The 24,153-nt window shown below is 61.0% G+C and carries 25 protein-coding genes; 1 reads left to right on the plus strand and 24 read right to left on the minus strand.

Annotation, left to right across the window (positions count from 1 at the left end; translation table 11 throughout):
• Window positions 1–16 precede the first annotated feature (16 nt).
• The 7 genes from glyS to rpsP are packed head-to-tail and all read right to left on the minus strand — an operon-like array spanning window position 17 to window position 5,578.
• Window positions 17–2,113, minus strand: coding sequence for a glycine--tRNA ligase subunit beta (glyS, locus tag DWW51_RS03535; RefSeq protein ID WP_117773537.1), 2,097 nt, complete (start codon window positions 2,111–2,113; stop codon window positions 17–19).
• 3 nt (window positions 2,114–2,116) lie between these two features.
• On the minus strand, window positions 2,117–3,028 hold the full coding sequence (locus DWW51_RS03540) for a glycine--tRNA ligase subunit alpha (protein ID WP_117773538.1): 912 nt from the start codon (window positions 3,026–3,028) through the stop codon (window positions 2,117–2,119).
• A gap of 59 nt (window positions 3,029–3,087) precedes the next feature.
• Complete coding sequence (gene lepB / locus DWW51_RS03545) at window positions 3,088–3,651, minus strand: signal peptidase I (RefSeq protein ID WP_117773539.1); 564 nt, start codon at window positions 3,649–3,651, stop codon at window positions 3,088–3,090.
• A 2-nt stretch (window positions 3,652–3,653) separates the two neighbouring features.
• A complete protein-coding gene (gene trmD / locus DWW51_RS03550; protein WP_117773540.1) occupies window positions 3,654–4,412 on the minus strand; it encodes a tRNA (guanosine(37)-N1)-methyltransferase TrmD in 759 nt (252 codons plus the stop codon).
• Window positions 4,413–4,422: 10 nt separating this feature from the next.
• Entirely contained in the window at window positions 4,423–4,944 is a 522-nt protein-coding gene (rimM, locus tag DWW51_RS03555; protein WP_117773541.1) for a ribosome maturation factor RimM, read from the minus strand.
• 4 nt (window positions 4,945–4,948) lie between these two features.
• Window positions 4,949–5,194, minus strand: coding sequence for a KH domain-containing protein (locus DWW51_RS03560; RefSeq protein WP_171021534.1), 246 nt, complete (start codon window positions 5,192–5,194; stop codon window positions 4,949–4,951).
• Between the two features lie 42 nt (window positions 5,195–5,236).
• Window positions 5,237–5,578: a 30S ribosomal protein S16 gene (gene rpsP, locus DWW51_RS03565; protein WP_022094749.1), complete on the minus strand. Its 342-nt coding sequence runs from the start codon at window positions 5,576–5,578 to the stop codon at window positions 5,237–5,239.
• 201 nt (window positions 5,579–5,779) lie between these two features.
• On the opposite strand from rpsP, the gene dinB reads away from it, so the two are divergent.
• A complete protein-coding gene (gene dinB / locus DWW51_RS03570) occupies window positions 5,780–7,033 on the plus strand; it encodes a DNA polymerase IV (RefSeq protein WP_197032155.1) in 1,254 nt (417 codons plus the stop codon).
• A 99-nt stretch (window positions 7,034–7,132) separates the two neighbouring features.
• Here dinB and rsfS read toward each other — a convergent pair whose 3' ends face one another.
• From rsfS to DWW51_RS03655, 17 genes are all read right to left on the minus strand, one after another.
• Window positions 7,133–7,588 carry a ribosome silencing factor gene (gene rsfS, locus DWW51_RS03575; RefSeq protein WP_035138582.1) on the minus strand — a complete coding sequence of 152 codons (456 nt, stop codon included), beginning with the start codon at window positions 7,586–7,588 and terminating at the stop codon, window positions 7,133–7,135.
• A gap of 28 nt (window positions 7,589–7,616) precedes the next feature.
• Window positions 7,617–8,150, minus strand: coding sequence for a bis(5'-nucleosyl)-tetraphosphatase (symmetrical) YqeK (yqeK, locus tag DWW51_RS03580; RefSeq protein ID WP_197032158.1), 534 nt, complete (start codon window positions 8,148–8,150; stop codon window positions 7,617–7,619).
• Between the two features lie 87 nt (window positions 8,151–8,237).
• On the minus strand, window positions 8,238–8,915 hold the full coding sequence (gene nadD, locus DWW51_RS03585) for a nicotinate-nucleotide adenylyltransferase (protein WP_055285119.1): 678 nt from the start codon (window positions 8,913–8,915) through the stop codon (window positions 8,238–8,240).
• 3 nt (window positions 8,916–8,918) lie between these two features.
• On the minus strand, window positions 8,919–10,385 hold the full coding sequence (gene obgE / locus DWW51_RS03590; protein ID WP_197032156.1) for a GTPase ObgE: 1,467 nt from the start codon (window positions 10,383–10,385) through the stop codon (window positions 8,919–8,921).
• Between the two features lie 85 nt (window positions 10,386–10,470).
• On the minus strand, window positions 10,471–10,728 hold the full coding sequence (gene rpmA / locus DWW51_RS03595) for a 50S ribosomal protein L27 (protein ID WP_006236075.1): 258 nt from the start codon (window positions 10,726–10,728) through the stop codon (window positions 10,471–10,473).
• 33 nt (window positions 10,729–10,761) lie between these two features.
• On the minus strand, window positions 10,762–11,136 hold the full coding sequence (gene rplU, locus DWW51_RS03600) for a 50S ribosomal protein L21 (RefSeq protein WP_035138585.1): 375 nt from the start codon (window positions 11,134–11,136) through the stop codon (window positions 10,762–10,764).
• A gap of 67 nt (window positions 11,137–11,203) precedes the next feature.
• Window positions 11,204–12,016 carry a TIGR03936 family radical SAM-associated protein gene (locus DWW51_RS03605; RefSeq protein WP_117773545.1) on the minus strand — a complete coding sequence of 271 codons (813 nt, stop codon included), beginning with the start codon at window positions 12,014–12,016 and terminating at the stop codon, window positions 11,204–11,206.
• Window positions 12,013–13,890: a TIGR03960 family B12-binding radical SAM protein gene (locus DWW51_RS03610; protein ID WP_117773546.1), complete on the minus strand. Its 1,878-nt coding sequence runs from the start codon at window positions 13,888–13,890 to the stop codon at window positions 12,013–12,015. The genes DWW51_RS03605 and DWW51_RS03610 overlap by 4 nt, the downstream gene beginning before the upstream one ends.
• Before the next feature lie 10 nt (window positions 13,891–13,900).
• Window positions 13,901–14,830 carry a YcjF family protein gene (locus DWW51_RS03615; RefSeq protein ID WP_006236071.1) on the minus strand — a complete coding sequence of 310 codons (930 nt, stop codon included), beginning with the start codon at window positions 14,828–14,830 and terminating at the stop codon, window positions 13,901–13,903.
• Window positions 14,831–14,848: 18 nt separating this feature from the next.
• Window positions 14,849–16,075 carry an FtsW/RodA/SpoVE family cell cycle protein gene (locus DWW51_RS03620; RefSeq protein WP_055249988.1) on the minus strand — a complete coding sequence of 409 codons (1,227 nt, stop codon included), beginning with the start codon at window positions 16,073–16,075 and terminating at the stop codon, window positions 14,849–14,851.
• A 9-nt stretch (window positions 16,076–16,084) separates the two neighbouring features.
• Entirely contained in the window at window positions 16,085–18,154 is a 2,070-nt protein-coding gene (mrdA, locus tag DWW51_RS03625) for a penicillin-binding protein 2 (RefSeq protein ID WP_117773547.1), read from the minus strand.
• Window positions 18,155–18,167: 13 nt separating this feature from the next.
• Entirely contained in the window at window positions 18,168–18,734 is a 567-nt protein-coding gene (locus tag DWW51_RS03630) for a hypothetical protein (RefSeq protein WP_117635284.1), read from the minus strand.
• A gap of 11 nt (window positions 18,735–18,745) precedes the next feature.
• A complete protein-coding gene (gene mreC, locus DWW51_RS03635) occupies window positions 18,746–19,687 on the minus strand; it encodes a rod shape-determining protein MreC (RefSeq protein WP_117773548.1) in 942 nt (313 codons plus the stop codon).
• 78 nt (window positions 19,688–19,765) lie between these two features.
• Window positions 19,766–20,797, minus strand: coding sequence for a rod shape-determining protein (locus DWW51_RS03640; protein WP_006236061.1), 1,032 nt, complete (start codon window positions 20,795–20,797; stop codon window positions 19,766–19,768).
• A gap of 127 nt (window positions 20,798–20,924) precedes the next feature.
• Complete coding sequence (locus DWW51_RS03645; protein ID WP_231501562.1) at window positions 20,925–22,229, minus strand: tetratricopeptide repeat protein; 1,305 nt, start codon at window positions 22,227–22,229, stop codon at window positions 20,925–20,927.
• An 11-nt stretch (window positions 22,230–22,240) separates the two neighbouring features.
• Entirely contained in the window at window positions 22,241–22,783 is a 543-nt protein-coding gene (locus tag DWW51_RS03650) for a peptidylprolyl isomerase (protein ID WP_117773549.1), read from the minus strand.
• Between the two features lie 107 nt (window positions 22,784–22,890).
• Complete coding sequence (locus DWW51_RS03655; RefSeq protein ID WP_197032157.1) at window positions 22,891–24,033, minus strand: zinc ribbon domain-containing protein; 1,143 nt, start codon at window positions 24,031–24,033, stop codon at window positions 22,891–22,893.
• Window positions 24,034–24,153 lie beyond the last annotated feature (120 nt).

Raw genomic sequence — 24,153 nt, forward strand, 5'->3', positions numbered from 1 at the left:
TTATGCGCAGGCTGGCTTACTTTTTGCGGGCAAGCTCACCGATGTTGGCAATGCCGGAGAAAACGGCCTCGAAGCGGTTGAGCAGCTTAAGGCGATTATCGCGAAGCTGCTCGTCCTTGTCCATGACCATGACCTCATCGAAGAAACGGTCGATGGGCGCGCGCAGGGCGGCGAGGGCGGCAAATGCGGCCGGGTAGTCCTCGGCAGCAAGGGCGGCGTCGACGGCAGTCTGAGCGGCCTCGGAGGCGTCGGCGAGAGCAAGCTCGGCATCGCCCATCAGGCTACGGTCGTACTCCGCACCCAGCTCGGGCTTGGAGATATGCGCGGCGCGGGCATAGGCGGTGGCCAGGTTATCGAAGGTCTCGGCGTCGTTCTTGCGGGCCTCGTCGAGGGCGGCGCAGCGGGCGAAGAAGACGGACGGGGCAATGATGTGCACCGCGGAGACGGCGGCAACGGTATCGGCCGGGATCTTCTCGTCGCGGGCCATGCTCACCAGGCGGCCATGGAAGAAGTCGCGAACCTGCTGGGCGACCTCGGCGGCGTCGAACTCAATGCCCTGCTCACTGTAGAGCTCAAGGGCGAAGTCGATCAGCGACGTGGGATCGATCGGCAGACGGTCGCGCAGGATGTTGATGATGCCGATAGCGGCACGACGCAGCGCGTAGGGGTCGGAGGAGCCGGTCGGGGGCTCGCCGATGGCAAAGATACCGGCGATGGTATCGAGCTTGTCGGCGCAGGCCACGATGCAGCCAGCGGTGCCCTCGGGCAGCTCGTCACCGGCAAAGCGGGGACGATAGTGATCGCGAATGGCATGAGCGACCTCGTCGTTCTCCCCCATCGCGCAGGCGTAGTAACCGCCCATCACGCCCTGCTGGCTCGTGAACTCGATGACGGCGTTGGACACCAGGTCGGCCTTGCACAGGTGCGCGGCGCGAGCGGCATCGGCAGCCAGATGGGCGCCCAGATGGGCCTCGCGGGCAATAGCGAGCGCGAGCTGCTCAATACGCTCGGACTTGGCGAGCACGCTACCGAGCTTCTCCTGGAAGGCGACCTTGGCCAGGCGCTCACGGAACTCGTCGAGGGAGATCTTCAGGTCCTCCTCGTAGAAGAACTTAGCGTCGTCCAGACGGGCGCGCACGACGCGCTCGTTGCCGTCGATCACGCGCTCGGCGTTCTCGGGCTTGCTGTTGGAGACGACCACGAACTCACGCGTCAGCTTGCCCTCGCCGTCATAGATCGGGAAGTAGCGCTGGTTGGTGAGCATGGACTCGCAGATGATCTCGTGCGGGACCTTGAGGAACTCCTCGTCGAAGGTACCGACGAGCACCGTCGGCCACTCGCAGAGGTTGATGACCTCTTCGAAGACCTTCTTGGGCGTATCGACATGGCAGCCGGGACGGGCAGCCTCGACCTCGGCGATACCGGCGAGGATGGCCTCACGACGACGCTCGGCAGAAAGCACGCCGGCATCCTCGAGCACCTGCTCGTAGACGGCGGGGCTGGCAACCACATGGTCACCAGGGCCAAGTACGCGATGACCGCGCGTGGTGTTGCCGCTCGTCACGTCGGCAAACGACACGGGCACAACATCCTCGCCCAGAAGGCAGCAAATCCAGCGGACCGGACGCACGAACGTCGCGTGCTCGTGACCCCAGCGCTGGGAGCGGTAGTTGGGCCACTGCAGGCCGGTGATGGTCTTCTCGCACAGAGCGGTCAGAATCGGCGTAGCCGGTGCGGAGGGAATGTTCTTCTCAGCAAAGACGTACTCACGGCCGTCGGTGTCCTCGCGACGGACCAGATCCTCGGCAGCCACACCGCACTTGCGAGCGAAGCCCTGGGCGGCCTTGGTGGCGTTACCGTCAGCGTCGAAGGCAATGTTGGCCGCGGGGCCACGCTTGACCTCGTGAACCTCATCGGTCGCGGTGGCGACGTCGGCAACGAGCACAGCCAGGCGACGCGGGCTCGAGATCACACGGACCTCGCCGTGGGCCAGGCCGGCATCGTCCAAACCCTTGACGATCATGGTGCCGAGCTGCTTGACGGCATTGTTCAGCGGCGCGGAGGGCATCTCCTCCGTACCGATCTCAAACAGGAAATCCTTAGCGTCTGCCATGGCTTACGCCACCTCGCCTTCCTGATCGGCATTCTCGTTGACTCCGGCGACCTCGGCCATATAGGCCTCGCAGCACGCCTTGGCGACGGCGCGGACGCGCAGGATGTAGTTGGCACGCTCGACTGCGGACAGGGCGCCACGGGCATCGAGCAGGTTGAAGGCGTGGCTGCACTTCATGACACAGTCGTACGCCGGCAACGGCAGCTTGCGCTCCAGGCAGGAATGGCACTCGGCCTCGTAGTCGTCAAACTTCTGACGCATCATCTCGACGTTGGCGACCTCAAAGTTATAGGCACTGAACTCGCGCTCGTTCTCGAGGAACACGTCGCCGTAGGTCATGGGCGTGCCGTCGGACAGATAGCTCCACACCAGATCGTAGACCGAGTTGACGCCCTGAGCATACATGGCGATACGCTCCAGGCCATAGGTGATCTCGACGGGCACGGGGTCGACCTCGATACCGCCCACCTGCTGGAAGTACGTAAACTGCGTGACCTCCATGCCGTTGAGCCAGACCTCCCAGCCAAGGCCCCAGGCGCCCAGCGTCGGGCTCTCCCAGTCGTCCTCGACAAAACGGACGTCATGGTCGTTGGGGTCCAGGCCAATGGCAGCAAGAGACCCCAGGTAAAGCTCCTGAGCATTAACCGGAGAGGGCTTAATGAGCACCTGGAACTGATAGTAGTGCTGCATGCGGTTAGGGTTCTCGCCGTAGCGGCCGTCGGCGGGACGGCGGCAGGGCTGCGCATAGCAGGTGCGCCATTCGGCGGGACCGAGCGAGCGCAGCGTGGTCGCGGTATGGAAGGTACCGGCACCGACCTCGGAGTCATAGGGCTGCATAATGACGCAGCCCTGCTCGCCCCAGTACTGCTGGAGGCGCAGGATGATGTCTTGGAAGGAAAGCGATGAAGCGTTCATGCCTCTAATATCCCCTCGTCGAAACGATTACACGGTTAGGTACTGTACTATAGCGGTTTTTAGTCGATAGCGCCGATGCGGTTGAGCGGCCAGTAGCGCACAAGCGCCACAGCGATCAAATCAGAGCGATCGACGGGACCAAAGTAGCGCGAGTCGGCAGAGTTTTCGCGGTTGTCGCCCATCACCCACACGCACCCGTCGGGAACGGTGTAGGGATAACTCACCTGGGCGCCAGGCGCTTGGACCGAAAGCGGCCAGCTCATGCCCGTCGTATAGTCCTCGTCGAGCGCTTGGCCGTCAACGACCACCTTGCCGTCCTGCAGGTCGACCGTCTGGCCGGCCGTGGCAATAACACGCTTGACAAGAACATCATGCTCGGAAGTGGCATCGGGGTTGTGGAACACCACGATATCACCCTGTTTGACGGGCTGACCGAGCTCGAGGCTCACCTTTTGTGCCAGGATCTGGTCGCCAATCTCGATCGTGTCCTCCATGGAGCCGGTGGGTACCACAAAGGGCTCGACCACAAAGGTGCGGATCAGGAAGGTGGCCACGAGCGCGATCGCGATGACCGCGACCCACTCAAAAGCGCCCCTCAACGCGGAATGCTGCAATGGAACCATTCTCACTCCTCGCTCTGCGAATACGAAGCGTCCAGAATCTCCTGCGCGTATGCGCGCTCCTGGGGCGAAAGCCGTGCCGTCTCGATCAGGTCGGGACGCCAGCGGCAGGTGCGCTCGATGGCATTCTTACGGCGCCAGGCGTCAACCTTGGCATGGTCACCGCTCACGAGCACCGGCGGCACGCCCTCGCCGTTGAATTCAGCAGGGCGAGTGTACTGCGCATACTCGAGCAGGCCTCCGTCCTCGGCGGTCGAGAACGACTCGTCGACGTTGCTCATCTCGTCACCAAGGGCGCCGGGAATCAGGCGTACGACGGCATCGGCAACGACCATAGCGGGAAGCTCGCCGCCCGTGAGCACGTAATCGCCGATCGACAGGCGCTCGTCGGCATACGCATAGGCACGCTCGTCGACACCCTCGTAACGGCTGCACACAAACAGCAAGCGCTCGCTTTTGAGCAGGCGCTCGGCCACATGCTGTGTAAAGGGCTCGCCACAGGGGGTAAAAAACACCACGGTGGGCTTAGGGCCCTCGGAGCTAATAGCCTCGATGGCCTCGGCAATAGGCTCGACCTTCATGAGCATGCCCTGCCCGCCGCCGTACGGCTCGTCATCGACGGTACGATGGCGGTCGTGCGTCCAGTCGCGCAGGTTATACGCCTTAAAATCAAAAAGGCCGGCCTTGCGGGCGCGGCCCAAAATCGATGTGGACATGACGGGCTCAAACATCTCGGGAAAGACCGAAAGGGTCTCAATCAGCATGTTGTCCTCCCTACTTGTCCATATCGATCAGGCCGTCCATAACGTGGACGGAAATTGTTCCTGTGTCGGGAAGATCGAGCACAACCTGCTCGATCACGGGAATCAGTACCTCGCCGTACCGATCGCCCTCGACAACCCAAACATCGTTAGCGGGCGTCGACATGATCTCGACGAGCGTACCGAGTGAACCGAAGCGCTCGTCGACCACCTCGCGACCCATCAGGTCGGAATAGGCGGCGTCGAGTGAATCGAGCTCAAAATCGTCACGATTTGCCAACACATAGCATCCCGTGATGCCCTCGGCGGCCGTCAAGTCGTCAATGCCCTCAAACGAGACCAGATCGCCATCGCCCGTATCGGTGACGGACACGACCGTGCAAAAGCGGTCGCGCTTGAGCGCCGGCGGCGTCAGGGCGACGCGCATACCCGGCTCTAATACAGAAGGAAGCCCCCGCAGCGGCTGCGCGAGGACCTCCCCCTTCCTTCCGTGCGGCTTGACCACACGGGCGATGTTTTTGTACTGGGACCTCAAGGTCCTAGCCCAGAACCTCTACCTCGACAGCAGTGTCGAGGCGAGCGGCCAGTGCACGGGCGAGCGTGCGAATGGCCTTGATGGTACGGCCACGACGGCCGATGACCTTAGCGACGTCATCCTCGGCGACCGAAACCTCAATCGTGGAGGCGTCGTCACCATCGATGACCTCAAGGCTCACGGAATCCGGGTCGTCGACGATCTGAACAACGAGATATTCGACGAGATCGGCGATGCGATCTGAGAGCATTGCCTCACCCTCGAGCTGTGCAGCGTCAACCTCAGGCACGATTTACTCCTCGGCGCCCTCAGCGGCCTCAGCGGCAGCCTTAGCGGCCTCGGCCTCTTTGGCGAGCTGCTTCTTGGACTTCTTGACGACGGTCTCGGTCTTCTCGCCCTCGTTGGCGGCCTTGACCAGAGCGGCGACGGCGTCGGTGAGCTGAGCGCCCTTGGACTGCCAGTCGGCGATCTTCTCGAGGTCGAGATTGATGGTCTTGGGGGCGGTCATCGGGTTGTAGCGGCCAACCTCCTCGATGATACGACCGTCACGCGGGGCGCGGGAATCGGCGACGACGACACGGTAGTACGGACGCTTCTTAGCGCCGTGACGAGCAAGGCGAATCTTGACTGCCAAAGGAAACTCCTCCAACCAAGCAGCTTTAGGCTGCAACTACAAACAAACAGTTGAACATAATACGCCATCGACGCGGGCAGGTGAAGTCCGTGAGACCAACTTCTTCGGTGTAGTCGAGGGCAAATCCATATCTTAGACAAGAATTCGGGATTTGCAAGCACATACACGCACCCCACATGAGCTGCGCGGTATACTCATGACATGGAAAGACGCGAACATACATACGGTTATGAGGATGCCATGGGCGTCACGCCGCCGCCCTGGACGGGTCCGGCGGTGGGCCTCATGGACCTCGATGCGTTTTTTGCGAGCGTGGAGATGCTCGATCATCCCGAATGGCGCGGAAAGCCGCTCATCGTGGGCGGAGACGCCGATTCGCGTGGCGTCGTGTCCACGTGTTCGTATGAGGCACGTCGCTTTGGCGTGCACTCTGCCATGGCCTCGGCCGAGGCGCGGCGCTTGTGCCCACAAGCCATTTGGACGCACGGGCACTTTGATCGCTACCGCGAGGTGAGCGCGCAGGTCATGGCGATTCTTGCCGAGGAGACGCCGCGCGTTGAGCGCGTATCCATCGACGAAGCCTTTATCGATATCACACCGGGTCGCTTTGCGCCCGAAGACCCGCTACTGGTTGCGCGGCGTATAAGCGACCGCGTGGCAGCGCTGGGAGTGACCTGCTCCATTGGCGTGGGCTGCAACAAGACGGTCGCAAAGATCGCAAGCGAGCGGGATAAGCCGTTTGGGCTGACCATCGTGCGCCCCGGAACCGAGCAGCGCTTTTTGGCCGCGCTGCCGGTATCTGCCATGAGCGGCATCGGGCGCTCGGCCGAGGAGCGACTGCGCCGCATGCGCATCTACACGCTCGGCGAGCTGTCACGTTCACCGGAATCAACCTTGGCCTCTATTTTTGGCGTCAACGGCGAACGCATGCGCCAGCGTGCGCTGGGACTCGAAATATCCGAAGTAACAAGCCTCGATGAGGAACGCGAGGTTAAATCCGTGAGCAATGAGCGCACCTTTGCGAAAGATTTGACTGAGCGTGGGGACATCGAAGCGGCGATTGCGCTGTTGGGAGAGTCGGTTGGACGCCGCCTGCGCCGTCAGGGACTGACGGGCGGCACGGTAACGCTCAAGCTTAAGTATTCGTATGGCAGCGGACGCACGGCGCAGCGGCGGCTTCCCCACCCCACCGACGATGAGAACATCTTTGTGGCGGTTGCGCTCGAACTGCTCGACAACATCTGGCAGGAAGGCATGCATGTGCGTCTGGCGGGTATCGGGATGAGCGACTTTGACCATCAGGGCGGCATCCAGACCGACCTGTTCTGCGAAGTCGACGACCGCGGAGCCCAATCAAGCGACCGTCGCGACCTCTCGGTCGCTATCGACGCCGTCCGAGACAAGTTCGGCGACACCGCCCTATCTTTCGGCCGCCAATCCCGCTTCAACGATTAACCGCCTTTAGGCAAAAAGAAAGCCGGGCAAGTGCGGAAAACCGCAACTGCCCGGCGAAATGCGCGAAGCTAGCTAAAAAGCCCCGTATCAAATGATCTACTAGAGGAGATTGAGGGGGAGCTGGGGGGCGTCACCCCAGAGCTTTTCTAGGCGGTAGAAGTCGCGGGCTTCGGGAGTGAAGACGTGGACGACAACCGAGCCGTAGTCCATGAGCATCCAGGTCTTCTGCTCGCGGCCCTCGATGGAGAACGGATGCTCGCCGCAAGCCTCGGCGACCTTCTCCTCGATCTCGTCGACGATCGAATCGACCTGGCGGTTGTTGGTACCGGTGGCAAGCACAAAGTAGTCGCACACGTCGGAAAGCTCGGTCAGGTCGAGCACCTGCACGTCCTCGCCCTTCTTGTCGTAGGCGGCCTGCGCGGCGGCGCGGGCGACATCCTCGGCGGCGACACCGCTCGCGGACAGCGAGGCGGCGGTGCGGTCGGACGTGGCAACGAAACTCTTGTGCTCCACACCTTCAAGAATCTGCTCGTCAGTCATGGTCTCGTCGGCCATGGAATACCTCTTTCTAGACACACCCGAGCTAGCGCAGCTGGGCGTAATGGTTGTAAATCGTAATAGCCGTGGGATAAAGATAGCGCCCGGACTGGATCACATAGACCAGACCCTGCGCAAAACAGGAGAAGAACAACTCGTCAAGCGTCGACTCCCCCACCATCTTGCGCAGCGCATGGGCATAGTCGCCGTGACGGTTGGGCTCGATGGCATCTGCCACAAAGACCACCATATCGAGCGGCGTCATGTCGCAGGCACCCACGGTGTGACGGTCGACAGCCTGGAAAACAGCAGGCGACAACTCGGGGAAAAGCTGCGGAAGCTCATAGGCGGCAACAGGACCATGCAAAAGCAGCGTCGCGGCGGAAGGAGAGCCGGCAATCTTAATGCCGTAATGCAGAGCGCGCGTAACCAGCTCGTCGTCGGAGAGCACTTTGTCCCAGTCGTGGATCAGACCGGCAGCAGCGGCATCAAAGCGGTCAACGCCGTAGACCTCGGCCAGATGAAGTGCGGTCTCGGCAACACCCAGCGAATGCACATAGCGCTTGCGCTTATCCTTCATTCGAACATCGAGCAGCTCTTGAATGCGCTTGAGCAGCGCGTGCTCATCGCCCTCAAACTGATCCTCTACCGACAACGTAGACCCCCATCACTCAAAATCTTCTTGGCCCAAATCGGCATATAGCCTGCGTTTGCGAATGTAGCCGAGCACGGACTCGCTCGTAAGATAGCGCACGCTCATACCGCGGGCAACTCGCTTGCGAATGTTCGTCGAGCTGATCGCCAGCGCCGGAATCTGAATATAGCGCACGTCGAACGGCAGCCCCGACTCTTTGATTCGGGCACGCGCCGTATCGATATCAAAGCCCGGTCGTGTCGCCGCAATAAAGGTAGCAAGCTCAGCGATTCGTTCGGCATCATGCCAGGTCACAATATCGATAATCGCGTCGGCGCCCGTAATAAAGTAGAGCTTTACCTGCGGCGGGTAAAAGTCGCGAAGGGCATGAAGCGTATCGGCCGTATAGGTTACGCCCGGACGGTCGATCTCGAACCGGCTCGCCAAAAAGGCCGGGTTCGCGGCGGTGGCGAGGACCGTCATGGCGTAACGGTCCTCGGCAGGCGTCACCGGCTTGTCAAGCTTAAAGGCAGGAGAGCCCGCCGGCATAAAGAGCACAGCGTCCAAGTCGAGCGACTCGCGCGCCTGCTCGGCGGTCACCAGGTGCCCGTAATGGATGGGATCAAAGGTGCCACCCATAATGCCAAGCCTAAACTCCTGCCCGTCCTCTAGAGGAAGCTCGGGCAAACCGATTCCACCGCGCAGCGACATGGCTTACTCGCTCTCCGAGGTCTCGGCATCGTCCGCGGCATCCGCCGCATCAACAACCTCGACGCCCTCATCCGCAGCATCGGCCACGTCAATGGCCTCAACGGCAACGTCCTCGTCAGCATCCTCGAGCTCCTCGTACTCCGAGAAGTCCTCGGCGCCCTCAAAGTCAAAGGCGCGCTGGCAAATGCGGACCTCGTCGCCCGCACGGCAACCAGCCTTCTCGAGCGCGTCGTCAACACCCATACGCGCAAACTTATGCTGCAGGTAAATAACGGCTTCCTCGTTTTCCCAGTCGGTCTGGATGACCATGCGCTCGATGGCACGACCGACCACGCGGAAGGCACCGGGCTCTTCCTGGACAATGCGGAAACGCTTCTCACGCTGCAGGCGGCGGCGCTCCCACTCATCGTCGCGCAGGTCGACCGGTTCATCGGAGACCGCCAGCTCGGCGCGGAGCTTGGCCACCTGCTCACCTACGGCAAGCATCAACGTATTGAGACCGGCGCCCGTCACGGCAGACACGGCAAAGAACATATGTCCATCGTCGAGCGCTGCGCGCTTGAGGTCGGCAATCTTATCGGCCGTGCCCGGCGCGTCGCACTTGTTGGCGACAACGATCTGCGGACGCTCCGAAAGCTCGGCGCCATACTGCTCGAGCTCGCGGTTGATGATGCGATAGTCCTCAACCGGATCGCGATCCTCAAAACCGCCCGTCATGTCGACGACATGCATGATCAGGGCCGTACGCTCAATGTGGCGCAAGAACTGGTGACCCAGGCCCTTGCCTTCGCTCGCGCCCTCGATAAGACCGGGGACGTCGGCAACGACATAAGAATATTCGCCGGCACGCACCATGCCCAGATTGGGCACGAGCGTGGTAAACGGGTAGTCAGCAATCTTGGGGCGGGCGGCACTCATGCGCGCAATGAGCGATGACTTACCCACCGAGGGAAAGCCCACGAGTGCGGCATCGGCCATAAGCTTCATCTCGAGCTCAATCCAGTGCTCCTCTGCCGGTTCGCCCAGCTGAGCAAACGCGGGCGCGCGGCGCACCGACGTCACAAAGTGCGTGTTGCCCAAGCCGCCGGCGCCACCAGGGGCCACGACAACGCGCTCGCCATCGTGCACCAGATCGGCAATCTCGAACATCGGGGTCTGCGTCTCGGGGTCGAGCTCGCGCACCACGGTACCCATAGGGACCTTGAGAATCAGGTCCTCGCCGCTCTTACCGTTACGACGGGCACCCTGCCCGTGCGTGCCGCGCTCGGCGCGGAAGTGATGCTTAAAGCGGTAATCGATCAGCGAAGACAGCTGAGCATCGGCCTGGATGACGACATTGCCGCCACGACCGCCGTCGCCGCCATCGGGGCCGCCCTTGGGGACAAATGCCTCACGCCTAAACGACATGCATCCGGCTCCGCCGTCGCCGCCGCACACGTTAATGCGGCTGATATCGGTGAACTGTGACAACAGAATCGCCTCCTACAAAAAAGAGGGAGACCCTTGAATCCTAAAACTCAAGTGCCTCCCACATATGTGCTCTATGAAGGGTGAATTACGCGTTCGCGAGCGGGCGTACGCTGACCCTGTGCTTGATACCCTTGTGGAACTCAACGGTACCGTCGACCAGCGCGAACAGCGTGTCGTCCTTGCCACGGCCAACGTTCTCACCCGGGTGGATGTGAGTGCCGTGCTGACGGACGAGAATCGTGCCCGTGGTTACCGTCTGGCCGGCATAGCGCTTCGTGCCAAGGCGCTGACCGCGGGAGTCACGGCCATTACGGGAGGAACCGAGTCCTTTTTTGTGTGCCATTGTGTATACCTACTCTTTCGTTACGAGTGTAATCTACTCGGCGACGGGAGCCTCGGCAACAGCCTCGGCCTCTGCCTTGACAGCCTTCTTGGCGCGGGACGTAGCCTGGACCTTCACGATCTTCAGCTTGGTGAGCTGCTGACGGTGACCCTTCAGACGACGATAGCGCTTACGCTTGTGGAACTTGAAGACCAGCTGCTTCTCGCCCTTGAACTGCTCAACGATCTGAGCGGTAACCTTGGCCTTGGCCAGCTTGTCGGGATCGGTGACGATCTTCTTACCATCGTTGAGGAAGATAACCGGCAGGGTGACCTTGTCGCCCTCATTGCCCTCGATCTTCTCGACGGTGATGACATCGTCGGTGGCGACCTTGTACTGCTTGCCGCCCGTGTTAACGATTGCGTACATGTTTACTTGCCCTTCATGCATCAGTTAGTGCAACAGCCGAATATAGTAGCAGGCGAAAATACCCCCGTCAACGAGTATGTGGAGCAAATCCACAAGTTCGCACAGGTATGGGGCTGACGAGTCGGCCCTCGTCGTCCTCGCATGCTTGATTCTGACGCTCGACATCGTAGGAGCAGATGGTCACGAGGTCTTGCATACCGGTGGAAACAATAGGTGCATCCACGCCCGGGGTCAAGCCCTGCAACAAAACATCAGCAGCGGAAAGCAAAATTTCCGGACGCATGGAGCCCTCGTTGTCGGCATGGGTGTCGAGCATGAGCACCAGATGGTCCGGGCGCTCCCCCGCCGTGAGCTCATAGCCCACGAGTGTGTGATCCAAATCCAAGCGCTTGCTCTTTTTGCCGCGCGCGTAGTCGATGCCATGGTCCGCGCGCAGCGTGTCGATCGCACGACGCACCTCGTCGGGGCTTACGGGCGCCTCGGGATCCAAGTGCAGGTCGATGCGATACGACAGACGCGTGAGCTGCGCCGTCAACGCCGGCGTGCGCACGTCGATGTACGCCGCCTCGATGGGCGCCAGATCGGCCGGAGACGCCGCAGCCAGGCGCCCAAACGCCTCGTCGAGCGCCACGAACTCGGTCATAAACAGGTCATACCACTCGCAGGTCGACGACGTACCAACCGGTAGCGCCGAAGAGAAGCCCACGCGCATGTGCGGAGAGAAGCCCTGCGTGACGGCATAGGGAAGTCCCGCACGGCGCACGATGCGCTCAATGGTATGGATTACTTCGAGATGGCCCAGGTACTTAAGGCGGTCGCGCTTGCCATAGCGAACACGAAGTCTAAAGAGCATGGGGTTGTCGGTCAGGCGCTCACTCATGCGCGATCACCCATCAATACATTCTTGACGTGGAGCGTGGGGCAGATCCCGCAGCCGGTGCACGACGTGCGGGTGCAGTCGGGAGTCGTGACGCCCTCGAGCGAGCGACGGTACTCGCGCTCGAGGAAGCCGCGCGTGCAGCCGGGACTCACGTGCTCCCACGGCAGGCGCCAGTCCAACTCGTAGGGCAGGTGCACGAGCTCATTGAGGTCGATGCAGTTTTTGGCAGCAGCTTCCTTCCAGTTATCGAGCGAGAAATGCTCTACCCAGGCGTCAAAGCGAGAGCCCGAGCGCCAAGCATCGATGATGACGGGCGTCATGTCACGACCGGCGCGGGACAGCGCGGCCTCGATGAGCGAGGTCTCGGCATCGTGGTAATGCACGCGGACGGCACGGTTGCGAACGCTCGTGATAAGCAGCTTCTGGCGACGCTTGACGTCGTCGTAGTCGAGCTGCGGGCACCACTGGAACGGCGTGGCAGCCTTGGGGATAAAGACCGAAACCGAGATGGATACCGAAATCGAGCCGCGACGAGCCTTGGGCACCACGGAACGACCGAGCTCCAGCACGTGATCGGCCAGATTGGCAATGGCTACGATGTCCTCGTCGCGCTCACCGGGAAGGCCCATCATAAAGTAGAGCTTCATGCGGTTCCAGCCGGCCTCGAAGGCCGCCTTGGCCGCACGGTCCAGGTCCTCCTCGGTCACGTTCTTGTTAATGATGTCACGCATGCGCTGACTGCCGGCCTCGGGCGCGAACGTCAGGCCGCCCTTCTTTTCGCCGGCGACCGACTCGGCCATATCCACGCCAAACGAATCCAGGCGCTGCGACGGAATAGATACGCGAATACCCGTATCCTCCAGGCGACGGTTGAGCCTGCCGAGCACGTCGCGAATGCAGGAGTGGTCAGTCGTGGAGAGCGAGGTCAGCGACACCTCGTCATAGCCGGTCTTTTCCAGACCCTGAATCACCGACGAGACGATCTGGTCGGCCGAGCGCTCGCGCACTGGGCGATACGTCATGCCGGCCTGGCAAAAACGACAGCCGCGGGCGCAGCCGCGCAGGATCTCGATAGACAGGCGGTCGTGGACCAGCTGCGCATAGGGTACGCACGACTGCGACAGCGGATTCGTGGCGCCGAAATCCTCGACGACGCGCTTGTAGACCACGGTCGGCGCATTCTTGCCTTCACGCGGCACGGTGTAGCCATGCGGCGAACAGGGCTCGTCGTGACGAACCTCATAGAGCGACGGCACGTAGTTGCCGGCAATGGATGCAAGCTGCTCAACAATCTGCGCGCGCGGAACTCCTTCGTCGCGCAGGCGGCGATGCAGCTGGCAGGTCTCGAGCAGCGATTCCTCGCCCTCGCCGATGAGGATGGCATCGAAGAAGGCCGCGTACGGCTCGGGGTTGTACACCGAGGGGCCGCCGGCGATGATGATGGGGTCGTCTTCACCTCGGTCGGCCGCTAACAGCGGAATGCCAGCGAGGTCGAGTGCCTCGAGGAAGTTCGTCACCGCCATCTCGTGCGGCACATGCAGGCCGACGATATCAAACGAAGCGACCGGCGCTGCACCCTCGAGCGAGAGCAGCGGAATGCCTGCCTCGCGCATAGCGTCACCCATATCGGGCCACGGCACATAGCCACGCTCGCAGGAGATGCCCTCGGCCTGGTTAAGGATGTTGTAGAGGATGGCGATACCCTGGTTGGGCAGACCAACCTCGTACACATCCGGGTAGATCAGGCAGCAACGGTAGTCGGCATCGGCCTTGGAAAGCGTGCCCCACTCGTGATCGATATAGCGACTCGGCTTCTCGACCTTGGCGAGCAGCGGCTCAATTAAATGAAAGCAGTCTTGATACGGAACGCGCAACGGAAAACCCCTAAGCAGCGAGATCGGATGCGTCTTGGTAGGACGCCATAGGACGGGTAGCACCCGCGACCGTGGTCACCAGATCGCGAACGCGGGAGAACGTGGCAGTGACCACCTCGTTGGCACGGCTGTAGTCGACATCGCGCTCGTAGAGCGAAACGAGCGCACGGCCCATGCCATAGGTGCCCGCGGCAGCAGTGAGCGCCTTGACGGCAAACCCAATATGCGGCGTCTGCTTGACGAGCGCGCGGGTGACCGCGCGGATCACAAGACCGCCGGCAAGCACGCCCGCGACCTCGTAGCCGCGCTCAGGCTTAATGCCGCGTCCAAAGACGGCAGCGAGCTCAAAGAGCATGCCCACCTGCGCCAGCGCCATAACGGGATAATCGGCGCCCGGCAAAAACACCAGCGCACCGGTCGCCATATTGGTGAGCGCGCACGAGGTGATGATACGATTAGCTGCCGCGATGCGCATAAAGGCAAAATTCGCCGCAAAAGCCGTTTCCTTGTCGGTGCGATCGAGAATCCAGCGGGCAAGCGTCTCGAGCAGATACGTCTTATCGGTTGCCGCCACCACGCCGAGCATGGGCGTGGATTCCTCGATAAACGGCACCTCCACAGCAGACTCGGCAAGCACGCACACGGGGGCGCCGGCGATCACGAGCTCCTGCACGGCACTCTCCAAGCGGTCGGAGCCGCACGAGAGCACCAGCACCACATCGGTATCGGTCTTTGGAGCAATTCGCTCCTCCCCCAGACGCTCGACGCGCACAATGCCCGAGGTCGTCTGCGGCACAAAGGCGTCACGCACCGTCTCGGCCAGAAAGCGCGAGGCGGACGAATCCAAATAGACCGAGACGCGCACCGGCGTATCGGAATCCTTCTTAACGGACGCGCCCATCTTAAAAGCGCGGGTCAGCTTATCTACGGGAATTTTCATAGCAAACCCCTCCAGCGGTTACGCGGCGCCCGAACGATGCCGCCATATGGATTGTACGATACCCACCGTCAGCAGCTGAATCATCATCGAAGACGAACCGAAGCTAATAAACGGTAGCGGAATACCGGTAATCGGCATCATGCCAATGCACATGCCGATGTTTTCGAAGGTCTGGAACGCCCACATGCCAACGATGCCCACACACGATAGGCGCAAGAACAGCGACTCACACTTAAAGGCGACGCGAATCGTCGAAAAGATCAGCAGCACGTAGAGGCACAGGAGCAAAAAGGAACCGCAAAAGCCAAAGGTCTCGGATAGGAAGGCGAAGACAAAGTCGGTGTGGAACTCAGGAAGAAAGCCGCCGGCCGACTGCGTCGCATGGCCCAAACCCTTACCAAAGAAGCCGCCCGAGCCAACGGCGATAAGCGACTGCTGCAGGTTGTAGGCATCGTCCGAATCGGCATTATCGGGGTCGATAAAGACCGTCAGGCGGTTCATCTGATACTGCTTGATGAGCACATCGTGGCCGAGCAACGAATCAAAGACCGAATCGAGCGCCAGGACGAGGGCCACCAGGCCCACAAGCAGGGCCAGGGTCGACAGCACCCATTCGCGGCGCGCACCGCTCATGCAGATGACGATGGCGCCCGAGACCAGCACGACCAGGCCCGAGCCCAGGTCGCCCATGGCAACGACGGCCAAAAACGGGATGGACAGCATGCCGCAGAGCTTGACGTAGTCGCGAACGGTATCGATGCGGCCGTTATACTGCGAGCCAAGCGTGGCGATAAAGAAGATGGTGATGAGCTTGGCAAGCTCGACCGGCTGGAATGTCAAGCCGATACCGGGAATCTTGATCCAGCCTGTCATGCCCAGACCGCCCGTATAGGACAGACCCGGAATCTTGGGCGAGAAGATCACGATCAGGTCGATGACGAGCAACGCCGTCGAAAAATTGGAAATACCGCGCAGATCGGTACGCCAGACGAGCACCGCAAGCACCGCGCCAATGCCAATGCCCAGCAGGTGGCGCGAGAATGAGGCGTCGGCCTTAAACTGTGACGCCGACCAAATAATGATGGCGCCATAGGCAACGAGCGCGACGGTAGCCAGCAGCACACCGATATGCACCTTTTGGCGAAACGTACCGCGCGAGGCCGAAAGTTGCTTGTTGACGCGGTCCAGGCTGCTGCGAGAGCCGGTCTTGGTTGAACGGAACAGATCCGCCGGAGAAAAATCCATCGCAACCTCCTATCGAACCGAAGAATCGCCCGAGGCCGAAGAGGTATCGGGCTCGTCATAAATCGCGCCGAGCACGTCGCGCACGACATGCATCGCGGTATCTGAGCCACCGCCGCCCTGCTCCAGGACAGTAGCGATGACATACTTGGGATCATCGGCCGGCGCATAGGCGCAGAACCACGCGTATTCGTCCTCGCCGCTTTTCTCGCCCGTGCCCGACTTGCCGTATACCTGCGGCGTCAGGGTGCCAAAGTGAGCCGCCAGGGACGTCGATGCCGTGTAAATCACGTCGTGCATGCCGTTGCGAACAAGAGCCAAATCCGAATCGCTGTTGATCTTGGCCTCCAAGCGCTTCTTCTTGCCTTTGCCGTTGTACTTATAGGCATCGCCGTCGCCATCGCGCGACACGGCAGACAAAAACACGTGAGGCACGTACTGCTTACCGCCGTTGGCAAGGCCCATGTAGGCGCATGCCATCTGCAGAGGCGTCACCAAAATGTCGCCCTGGCCGATGGCAATGTTGGTCATATCGCCGGCATTCCACTTGCGGTCCTCGGCAGAGGCGTCGGTAAAGTACGACTCTTTCCACTCGGCATCGGGAATACGGCCCGCGCCCTCACTCGGCAAATCGATACCGCAGGTCTTGCCTAGGCCCCAGCGACGAAAGACCTCCTGCAGGCCCTCGGAATGTTGCTCGTCATAAAAGAACGCCTTGCCCATATCGTAGAAGACGGGGTCGCACGAGTTGGCAATACCCGACTGCAGCGTCATGGTGCCGTGTCCAGACGTCAGCCAGCAGCGCTTGCCCCAAGCCTTGCCCAAGCCCGTCCAATAGCCCGTGCAGTTGGTTGTCTGCGTTGAAGTGTAGGTTCCAAACTCAAGACCGGCCAGTGCCGAGAGCGGCTTGATGGTCGAGGCCGACATGTACTGTCCGCTAATGGCGCGGTTGAGCAGCGGGTGCGAACCCTTGTCATCATTGAGCTCGGTCCACACGTCATTTGAGACGCCGCCGATAAAGACGGACGGATCGAACTTGGGCTCGCTCGCCATGCCCAGGATCTCGCCGTTGTTGGGATCGAGACACACCACAGCGCCGTTGCCGGCATTGCTGTAGCCAGTGGTCTTGGCAAGCTCGATGGCGCTCGCCAGCGCCGTCTCACAGGCCTGTTGGATCTTGAGGTCGAGCGTGAGCTTAATGTCGGAGCCGGCCTTGGCGGGCACGGCGCCGGCCTGACCGGTCACATTGCCCGAGGCATCGACCTTGACGGTCTGCTCGCCACGAATACCCTGCAGCAGGTTTTCGTAGTAGCTCTCAACACCCGCCTGGCCCACGATATCGCCCGACTGGTACGTAATCCGGCCAGCAGAAGCATCATCGTCGCCAGAGGTTTTCTTATTCTGGGCCTCAAGCTGCTCGGAGGTAATGGTGCCGGTATAGCCCAAAATGTGACAGGCCGTCTCGCCGTACGGGTACTGGCGCTCGGTACGCTCGGCAATCTTGACGCCCGGGAACTCGCCGGCGTGCTCCTTGATATAGGCAACCGTGGAGCGACGGACGTCCGTCGCGATGGTATGCAGGCTCTGGGCGCCCTCGGAATTGTCCTGAATATTGCGCAGAACCGCCACGTAGGGCATACCGAGCACGTTGGCAAGATGGCGAACCAGAACCTCATCCTCGGCAAGGTCGCGGTAGGCCACGACAGCAAGTGAGGGACGGTTCTGGACAAGTGCCACGCCATTGCGGTCGAGGATGCGGCCGCGCACAGCGGGTGTGGTAACGGTGCGCGTCTGATTACTATTAGCCTGCTTTTCATAATAGTCCGACGAGACCATCTGCATGCCCCACAGCTTGACGGCAAGCGCCGCGAACATCGCGCCCACACCCGTGGTGAGGATGGAGAAGCGGCCCTTAAAGGCGGTCGCCGCGGTATTGCCCTCGCCCTCGGTGGCGCGCGGGGCCGTTCCATGCTGCGTATCGTAGGTAAAACGGGAATCGCCGCGACGCATGATGACCAGCGCGACCACGATGGCCACAACCAGCACGATACCGGCGATAATAACCGTCATCTGGGAAGACATCTACGAGCCTCCCCTATTTGAGCTTACGGGTCTTGGGCTTAAAGCGCATGCCCGTCTGGCGTCCGCCACGTGCGGAGAATCCATAACCGGACTGCGGCACGACGCCGGACATCAAAAACGGAATGGCAACCAAACCCGTCAGGATCGAAGACGGCAGCGCATGGCCGAAGATCGCCACGACAAAGCTCGTCTCCAAACCCATAAACAGCAAGATGATGCTGTAGATCACATTAATGACGAGCGCGAAGGCACCCACAGTGATGCCGCGCGCACTCGGGGTACCGCCCGTCTGACCGGCGGCGCTATGCACCAGGGCAAAAGAACCCACGGTCAGCAGGAGCGACATAACGCCCACCGGCACGGCAGCGGAAAGGTCATAGAACAAGCCGCTGCAAAAACCGCACACGACGGCACGGGTCGGGTCGCCCGAGAACACGCTTATGCACACCAGGATAATCATAAAGTTGACGCGACCGCCCGCAATGGAGATCTGCGGTGCCAGGCCTGCCTGCAGCAGCACGCACACGATGGCGGCGATTACAAACGTGCGGGAGCTCATCCCCTGCTCGTGTAGATCCATGGACATGCCCCCTATTCGCTCGAGCCGGAATCGGTCGTCTCGGACGTGTCGGAACCGTCATCCGAGCTCTCGTCCTTCGTCTTGGTCGCAGCATCGCGCGACGTTCCCTGCGGCGTGCTATTAGCGGTGCTCACGTCCTCATCCGAGGCCGACTGTTCGTCGGTCAGCGAGGTGATGACCAGCACTTCCTCGTTGTTCTCGGCCGTCGTCTGGGCGCGCACCACAATGGTGTAGTACACGTCGTTTGCGGATTTTTCAACCGACGAGACGGTGCCGAGCGGTAGACCCTTGGGGAACACACCGCCAATGCCCGAGGTCACGATGATGTCGCCAACCTTAACATCGGAGTCGACGCTCACGTACTCAAGACGCAGCGTGCCGTCAGCCTGACCCTGCAGCATACCCTGGGCGCGCGTGTCCTGCACCATGGCGGATACGCCGGAGTTCTCGTCGCCAATCAGGCGCACGGTAGAGGTCTTGGCCGATACCTCGATAATCTGGCCGATAACACCGGCAGAACTCGTCACGGGCATGTTGATGGTCAGGCCGTCGGCAGAGCCCTTGTCGATGGTAACGGTCGAGGTCCAGGCATCGCCGGAGGCACCAACGATACGAGCAGCGGTCGATTTGAGGTTATAGGTCGACTGCAGGCCGACCAGCCCCTCCAGACGCTCGGCGGTCTTTTGAGCCTCGGAGAGCTCAGCAACCTTAGAGGTCAGTTCCTCGTTTTGCTTCTTAAGCTCGTCAAGCGTGTCCTGCGACGCCGTAAGGTTAGAGAACACGTTACCGATCGCATTGAAGGGAGCCGCCACAGTCGAGCCCAGAAAACGCACCGGCGAGGTAATCGTCGTCACGCCCGAACGAACGGCATGAATCGGCCCCGTCTCGCCCTCACGAATATAAAACGTGAGCAGCAACACCGAAATCAGGCTGAAAACAATCAACGGGCGCATACCCGTTGATTGTCGCTTGGTATTCAGATTTGTGGAGAAACCCGAAGATCGTGCCAAATGGAATCCACCTTTTGGAAATTAAGCATTGGTCTGGACGAAGCCGCCATCAAACGCATTGGCCTCGAGCACGCGGGCACAGCCGTTAACAACGTTATCGAGCGCCGTGGGGCTGACGTTGACCGAAACGCCGGTCTCATCGCGCAGGCGCACGTCGAGACCGCGCAGCAGCGCGCCGCCACCGGTCAGCAAAATGCCGTAGTACATAAGGTCCGAGGCAAGATCGGGAGGCGTAGCGTCGAGTGCGTCCTTGACGGCCTTGGCCATCTCGTCGAGCGGCTTGTTGAGCGCGCGACGAATCTCCTCGCTCTCGATGCGCACGGTCTTGGGCAGACCGGTAATCACGTCGCGGCCGTTGACCTCGACGTCGAGCTCGTCCTTAAGCGGCACGGCGGAGCCGACCTTGATCTTGATGTCCTCTGCCGTACGCTCGCCGATGGCCAGGTTGTAGGCATCGCGAACGTGCGTGAGGATGGCCTGATCGAACTCGTCGCCGGCAATACGGATGGACTGCGAGACGACGATGCCGCCCATAGCGATAACGGCAACCTCGGTGGTACCGCCGCCGATGTCGATGACCATGGAGCCGGTGGGTTCCTCGACGGGCAGGTCGGCGCCGATAGCGGCTGCCATAGGCTCTTCGATCAGATAGGCCTGGCGGGCACCGGCCTGGATCGTGGCCTCAAAGACAGCGCGCTTCTCGACCGACGTGACACCGGAGGGAACGCAGACGACGACACGCGGACGCGGAGTCCACGGGTAGCGCTTCTCGGACGCCTTGTCGATAAAGTAGCGAAGCATGGCCTCGGTAACATCGAAGTCGGCGATGACGCCGTCCTTCAGGGGGCGAACGGCCACGATGTTGCCGGGCGTACGGCCGAGCATGCGCTTTGCCTCGATACCGACCGCCAGGATGCGCTCGTCGTTCTTGTCGATGGCGACAACAGAGGGCTCGCGAATGACGATGCCCTTGCCGCGCACGGAGACAAGCGTATTTGCGGTGCCGAGGTCGATGGCAAGATCGCCCGCATAGCTACCGAAGAACATATCCATCAAAGAAAACAACGCAACTCCTGATGTGTTGGATGATTGCTGGAAAACTACTAACTCATCATACTAGCGCAAGCCCGACACCTCACTTGCGGTGAAGCGCCGGGCAAAGCTAAATCCCATAAGGTCACTACTGGTTGTCAACAGCCGAGAAATCCATATCGAGCGAAGAAACGGCCCAGCCGATATGGTTGTCGGAGCGCACGAATTTGACGGTGTACTCCTGCTCGCCGCCCTTGGACAGCGATGCCTTCACCTTAGCGGTCGTCTCGGTCATGGACTGATCCATGCCCTCGACGGACACGGTGGCACCCTGCGGAATCGAGGAGATGATCATCGACTTAGCGTCCTCGGACAGGCTCGAGGCCAGACAAGACTCGGCCTTTGCGGTGTCACCGTCGCCGGCAGCCTGGAACAGATCGGTAACGACAGACTCCTGAGACGGGAAGCCAAAGCCGCGCGTGTAGGCAAAGCCCAGACCGCCCGCGGCGATCAAAATAAGCAGAAGCAGCACGATGAAGACTTTGAGACCCGTATGGCGATGGCGACGACGGACCTTGGCCTGCTTACGATCCTGACGGTCCTGCTGGACCATCTCGGACTCGGACAGCGTAAAGAAGCCGGTGTCCGAGGGATCAGGCATAAACTGACCGGTCGCGCCCGTAGGATCGAGCGGATCGACGGCAGGAGCGTCCATCGCGGGCGCCGGAGCCGTGGCCATAGCCGTCTGGGCAGACAGCGCGGCAAGCGAATCCTGCACGCGGGCAAGCTCATCGGCCTGCTCGGAGGTGAGCTGGTAGATGCCATCGGCAGTAGCGGCATTAAAGGCGTCGAGTGCGTCGGAGGGACGGCCGGCGGCAGAAAGCGCCTGACCCATGCCGGCGTTGAGCGCACGCGTGTCGTCGCGGGGGCCGGCAAAGTCGATAGCCGTGCGGTAAGTCTCCACGGCATCCGCCGGACGGCCGAGCTTAATGAAGCAACGACCGAGCTCGCCGAGCGCGGCGGCAGGAGCCGGATTGGCGCCGTCGATGGCAGCCTGACGGAAGGCGGTTCCCGCGTTGGCATAGTCGCCCGACTGGAACAGCGCATTGCCCAGGCCCAGATAGGCCTTGAACGGCGTGGCATAGGAAGCATCCTGCGTAGCAGCTGAGAACGCTTGGGCGGCCGTCGTGTAGTCGCCCACGGCGGCGAGCGCCTTGCCGCGGTTGGTGAGCAGCGCGCCGCGCTTGCCGTAGGTGCCGTCGTTGAGGGCGGCGGCATAGGCCTCGGCGGCCTCGGCATACATGCCCAGGTGCATCAAGGCGTTGCCACGAAGGTGATCGGCCTCGCCCATAATCTCATCGGGAGTCTTTGCCGCCCCAAGCATCTGGGCTGCAGCAGAAAAATCACCCGCGCGGTAAGCGGCGCGGCCCTGTTGGATCAGCTGGCTATTCAAGGAAGTCCCCTTTACTCGTGAACGATCTCGACATGGACGATCTCGTCGCCGGCACGCAGTTGCGAAATCACATCGAGACCCTCGACCGTGGTACCAAAGACGGTGTAACCGGAATCGAGGTTATGCTGGGCACCCAGGCAGAAGTAGAACTGCGAACCCGCGGAATCGGGGTCCATGGAGCGTGCCATGGCAAGGGCGCCATCGACATGGCTGTTGCGCGGATTGGTGGCGAACTCGCCCTTGATGCAGTAGCCGGGGCCACCGGTACCGGGCATGCCGTCGGGGCCCTCAAGACCGGCGGCGACGTCGGTGCCGGACATGTCGCGGGTATTGGGGTCGCCGCCCTGGATAACAAAGCCGGGCACATAGCGATGGAACTTAAGGCCATCATAGAAACCCATCGTGGAAAGCTCGCAGAAGTTCGCGACATGAATGGGAGCGCCCTCGCCGTCAAACTTGACCTTGATGGTACCCTTCGACGTCTCGATAACGGCGCACTCGTCGCCGGCAAGCTGATACTCGGGCGTGTAGAGCTCTTTCTTAAAACCAAACATGTGGTTCCCTCCTCGTGCGTTTAAAGCATATTTGTACGAATTGTAGCAATAAGCATGGGCTTACATCAATTGCGCACGTAGGTTATGCCGACTATGGCGAACTAATTTTAGGAATGCTGCTGCGGCTTCCAGGAGCCCACGTTGGCGTCGTACTGGTTCAGTGCGCTGTTGCCGCCCTGTGCGATGGGCGCCAGGATCTCGCTTTGGTGAGAACTCATCGACTCGCCATCGGGAATGGCCAGCGAGATGTCCCAGCTCTGGCAAATCACGTCGACGCGCTCATACATCCACTCGGCAAGCTGCTTTAAGTGGGCAATGTCATCCGCATAGACCGTATCGTCCTGTACTTTCAGGTTGTTGAGCTCATCTTGCGTCTTTTTGATCTGGTCGCGCAGGGCGTAGGCACTCTGCGACAGCTCCTGACGGGTGGACAGCGGCGTTCGGAGATAACCATTGTTAAAGGAATCGATGACCTCGCCAATCTGGTCCTCGTCAGCGTAGGACACGATGGTCTGATACAGACCGTCGAGCCTGGTATAGAGCTGATCATCGGTGAGCACGGTTTCTTCCTGGACCACCTCGGCAGAATCGTCCTGCTTGGTATCGTCCTCAGTGGCCTCGCCCTTTTGGCGCGTGGGGAAGGTCGTCTGCGCGGCCTGGCCAAACTGGTCGTAGAAGCCAGGCATGACACCCATGGGATCGGCCGTCACGAACCAATAGGCACCACCGCACACGACGGCAAGGACCGCGATGATAATGAGCGGCTTAGGAATATGACGCTTATGCTTGTGATAGGCGTCCTCGTCGGGGTGCACCTTGCGCTTGGGTTTTTGAGCATCGTCATGCAGGGAAACGGGCGTGGGAATATCGACCTTGGGGATACCGAAATCCTTATCGAAAGCTGGCAGCACGCAGGTCTCATTGGGGTCGGCGGCGTCTGAGAGCACCGCAGCGGCAGAGGCCGGCGCATGCGGCACCTCGGTATCGATCTGCTCTTGCGTTAGGCGCGGAAAGCCCGCCGTGCGGCCCGCTGCCAGGTCGGATGCTGCCGCGTCCTCGGAGAGGATACCCGGAGCGGGGCGTCCGCATTTGGGGCACGTACGATCATGCGGAGAAAGACGGGCACCGCAGCCCTCACAGAACACGAACTCGGTGTGCTCCGGACCATCGCCCGGACCCACATAGGCGTTGCAGTAGGGGCAGAACGAGGCGCCGTCCTCGATAGTCTTAAGGCAATGCGGGCAGATCACGGCATCCTCTTTTCGAAGCAATTCAAACAATCGAGGTTAGAGCATAACATCGCCACGGCCCCACAGGAGCAAGGCACCAATTCAACATCGCAGGACAGTCTTTTGGGGGATGATCTTTTA

The sequence above is a fragment of the Collinsella sp. AF15-51 genome, assembly GCF_003462845.1.
Lineage (GTDB): Bacteria > Actinomycetota > Coriobacteriia > Coriobacteriales > Coriobacteriaceae > Collinsella.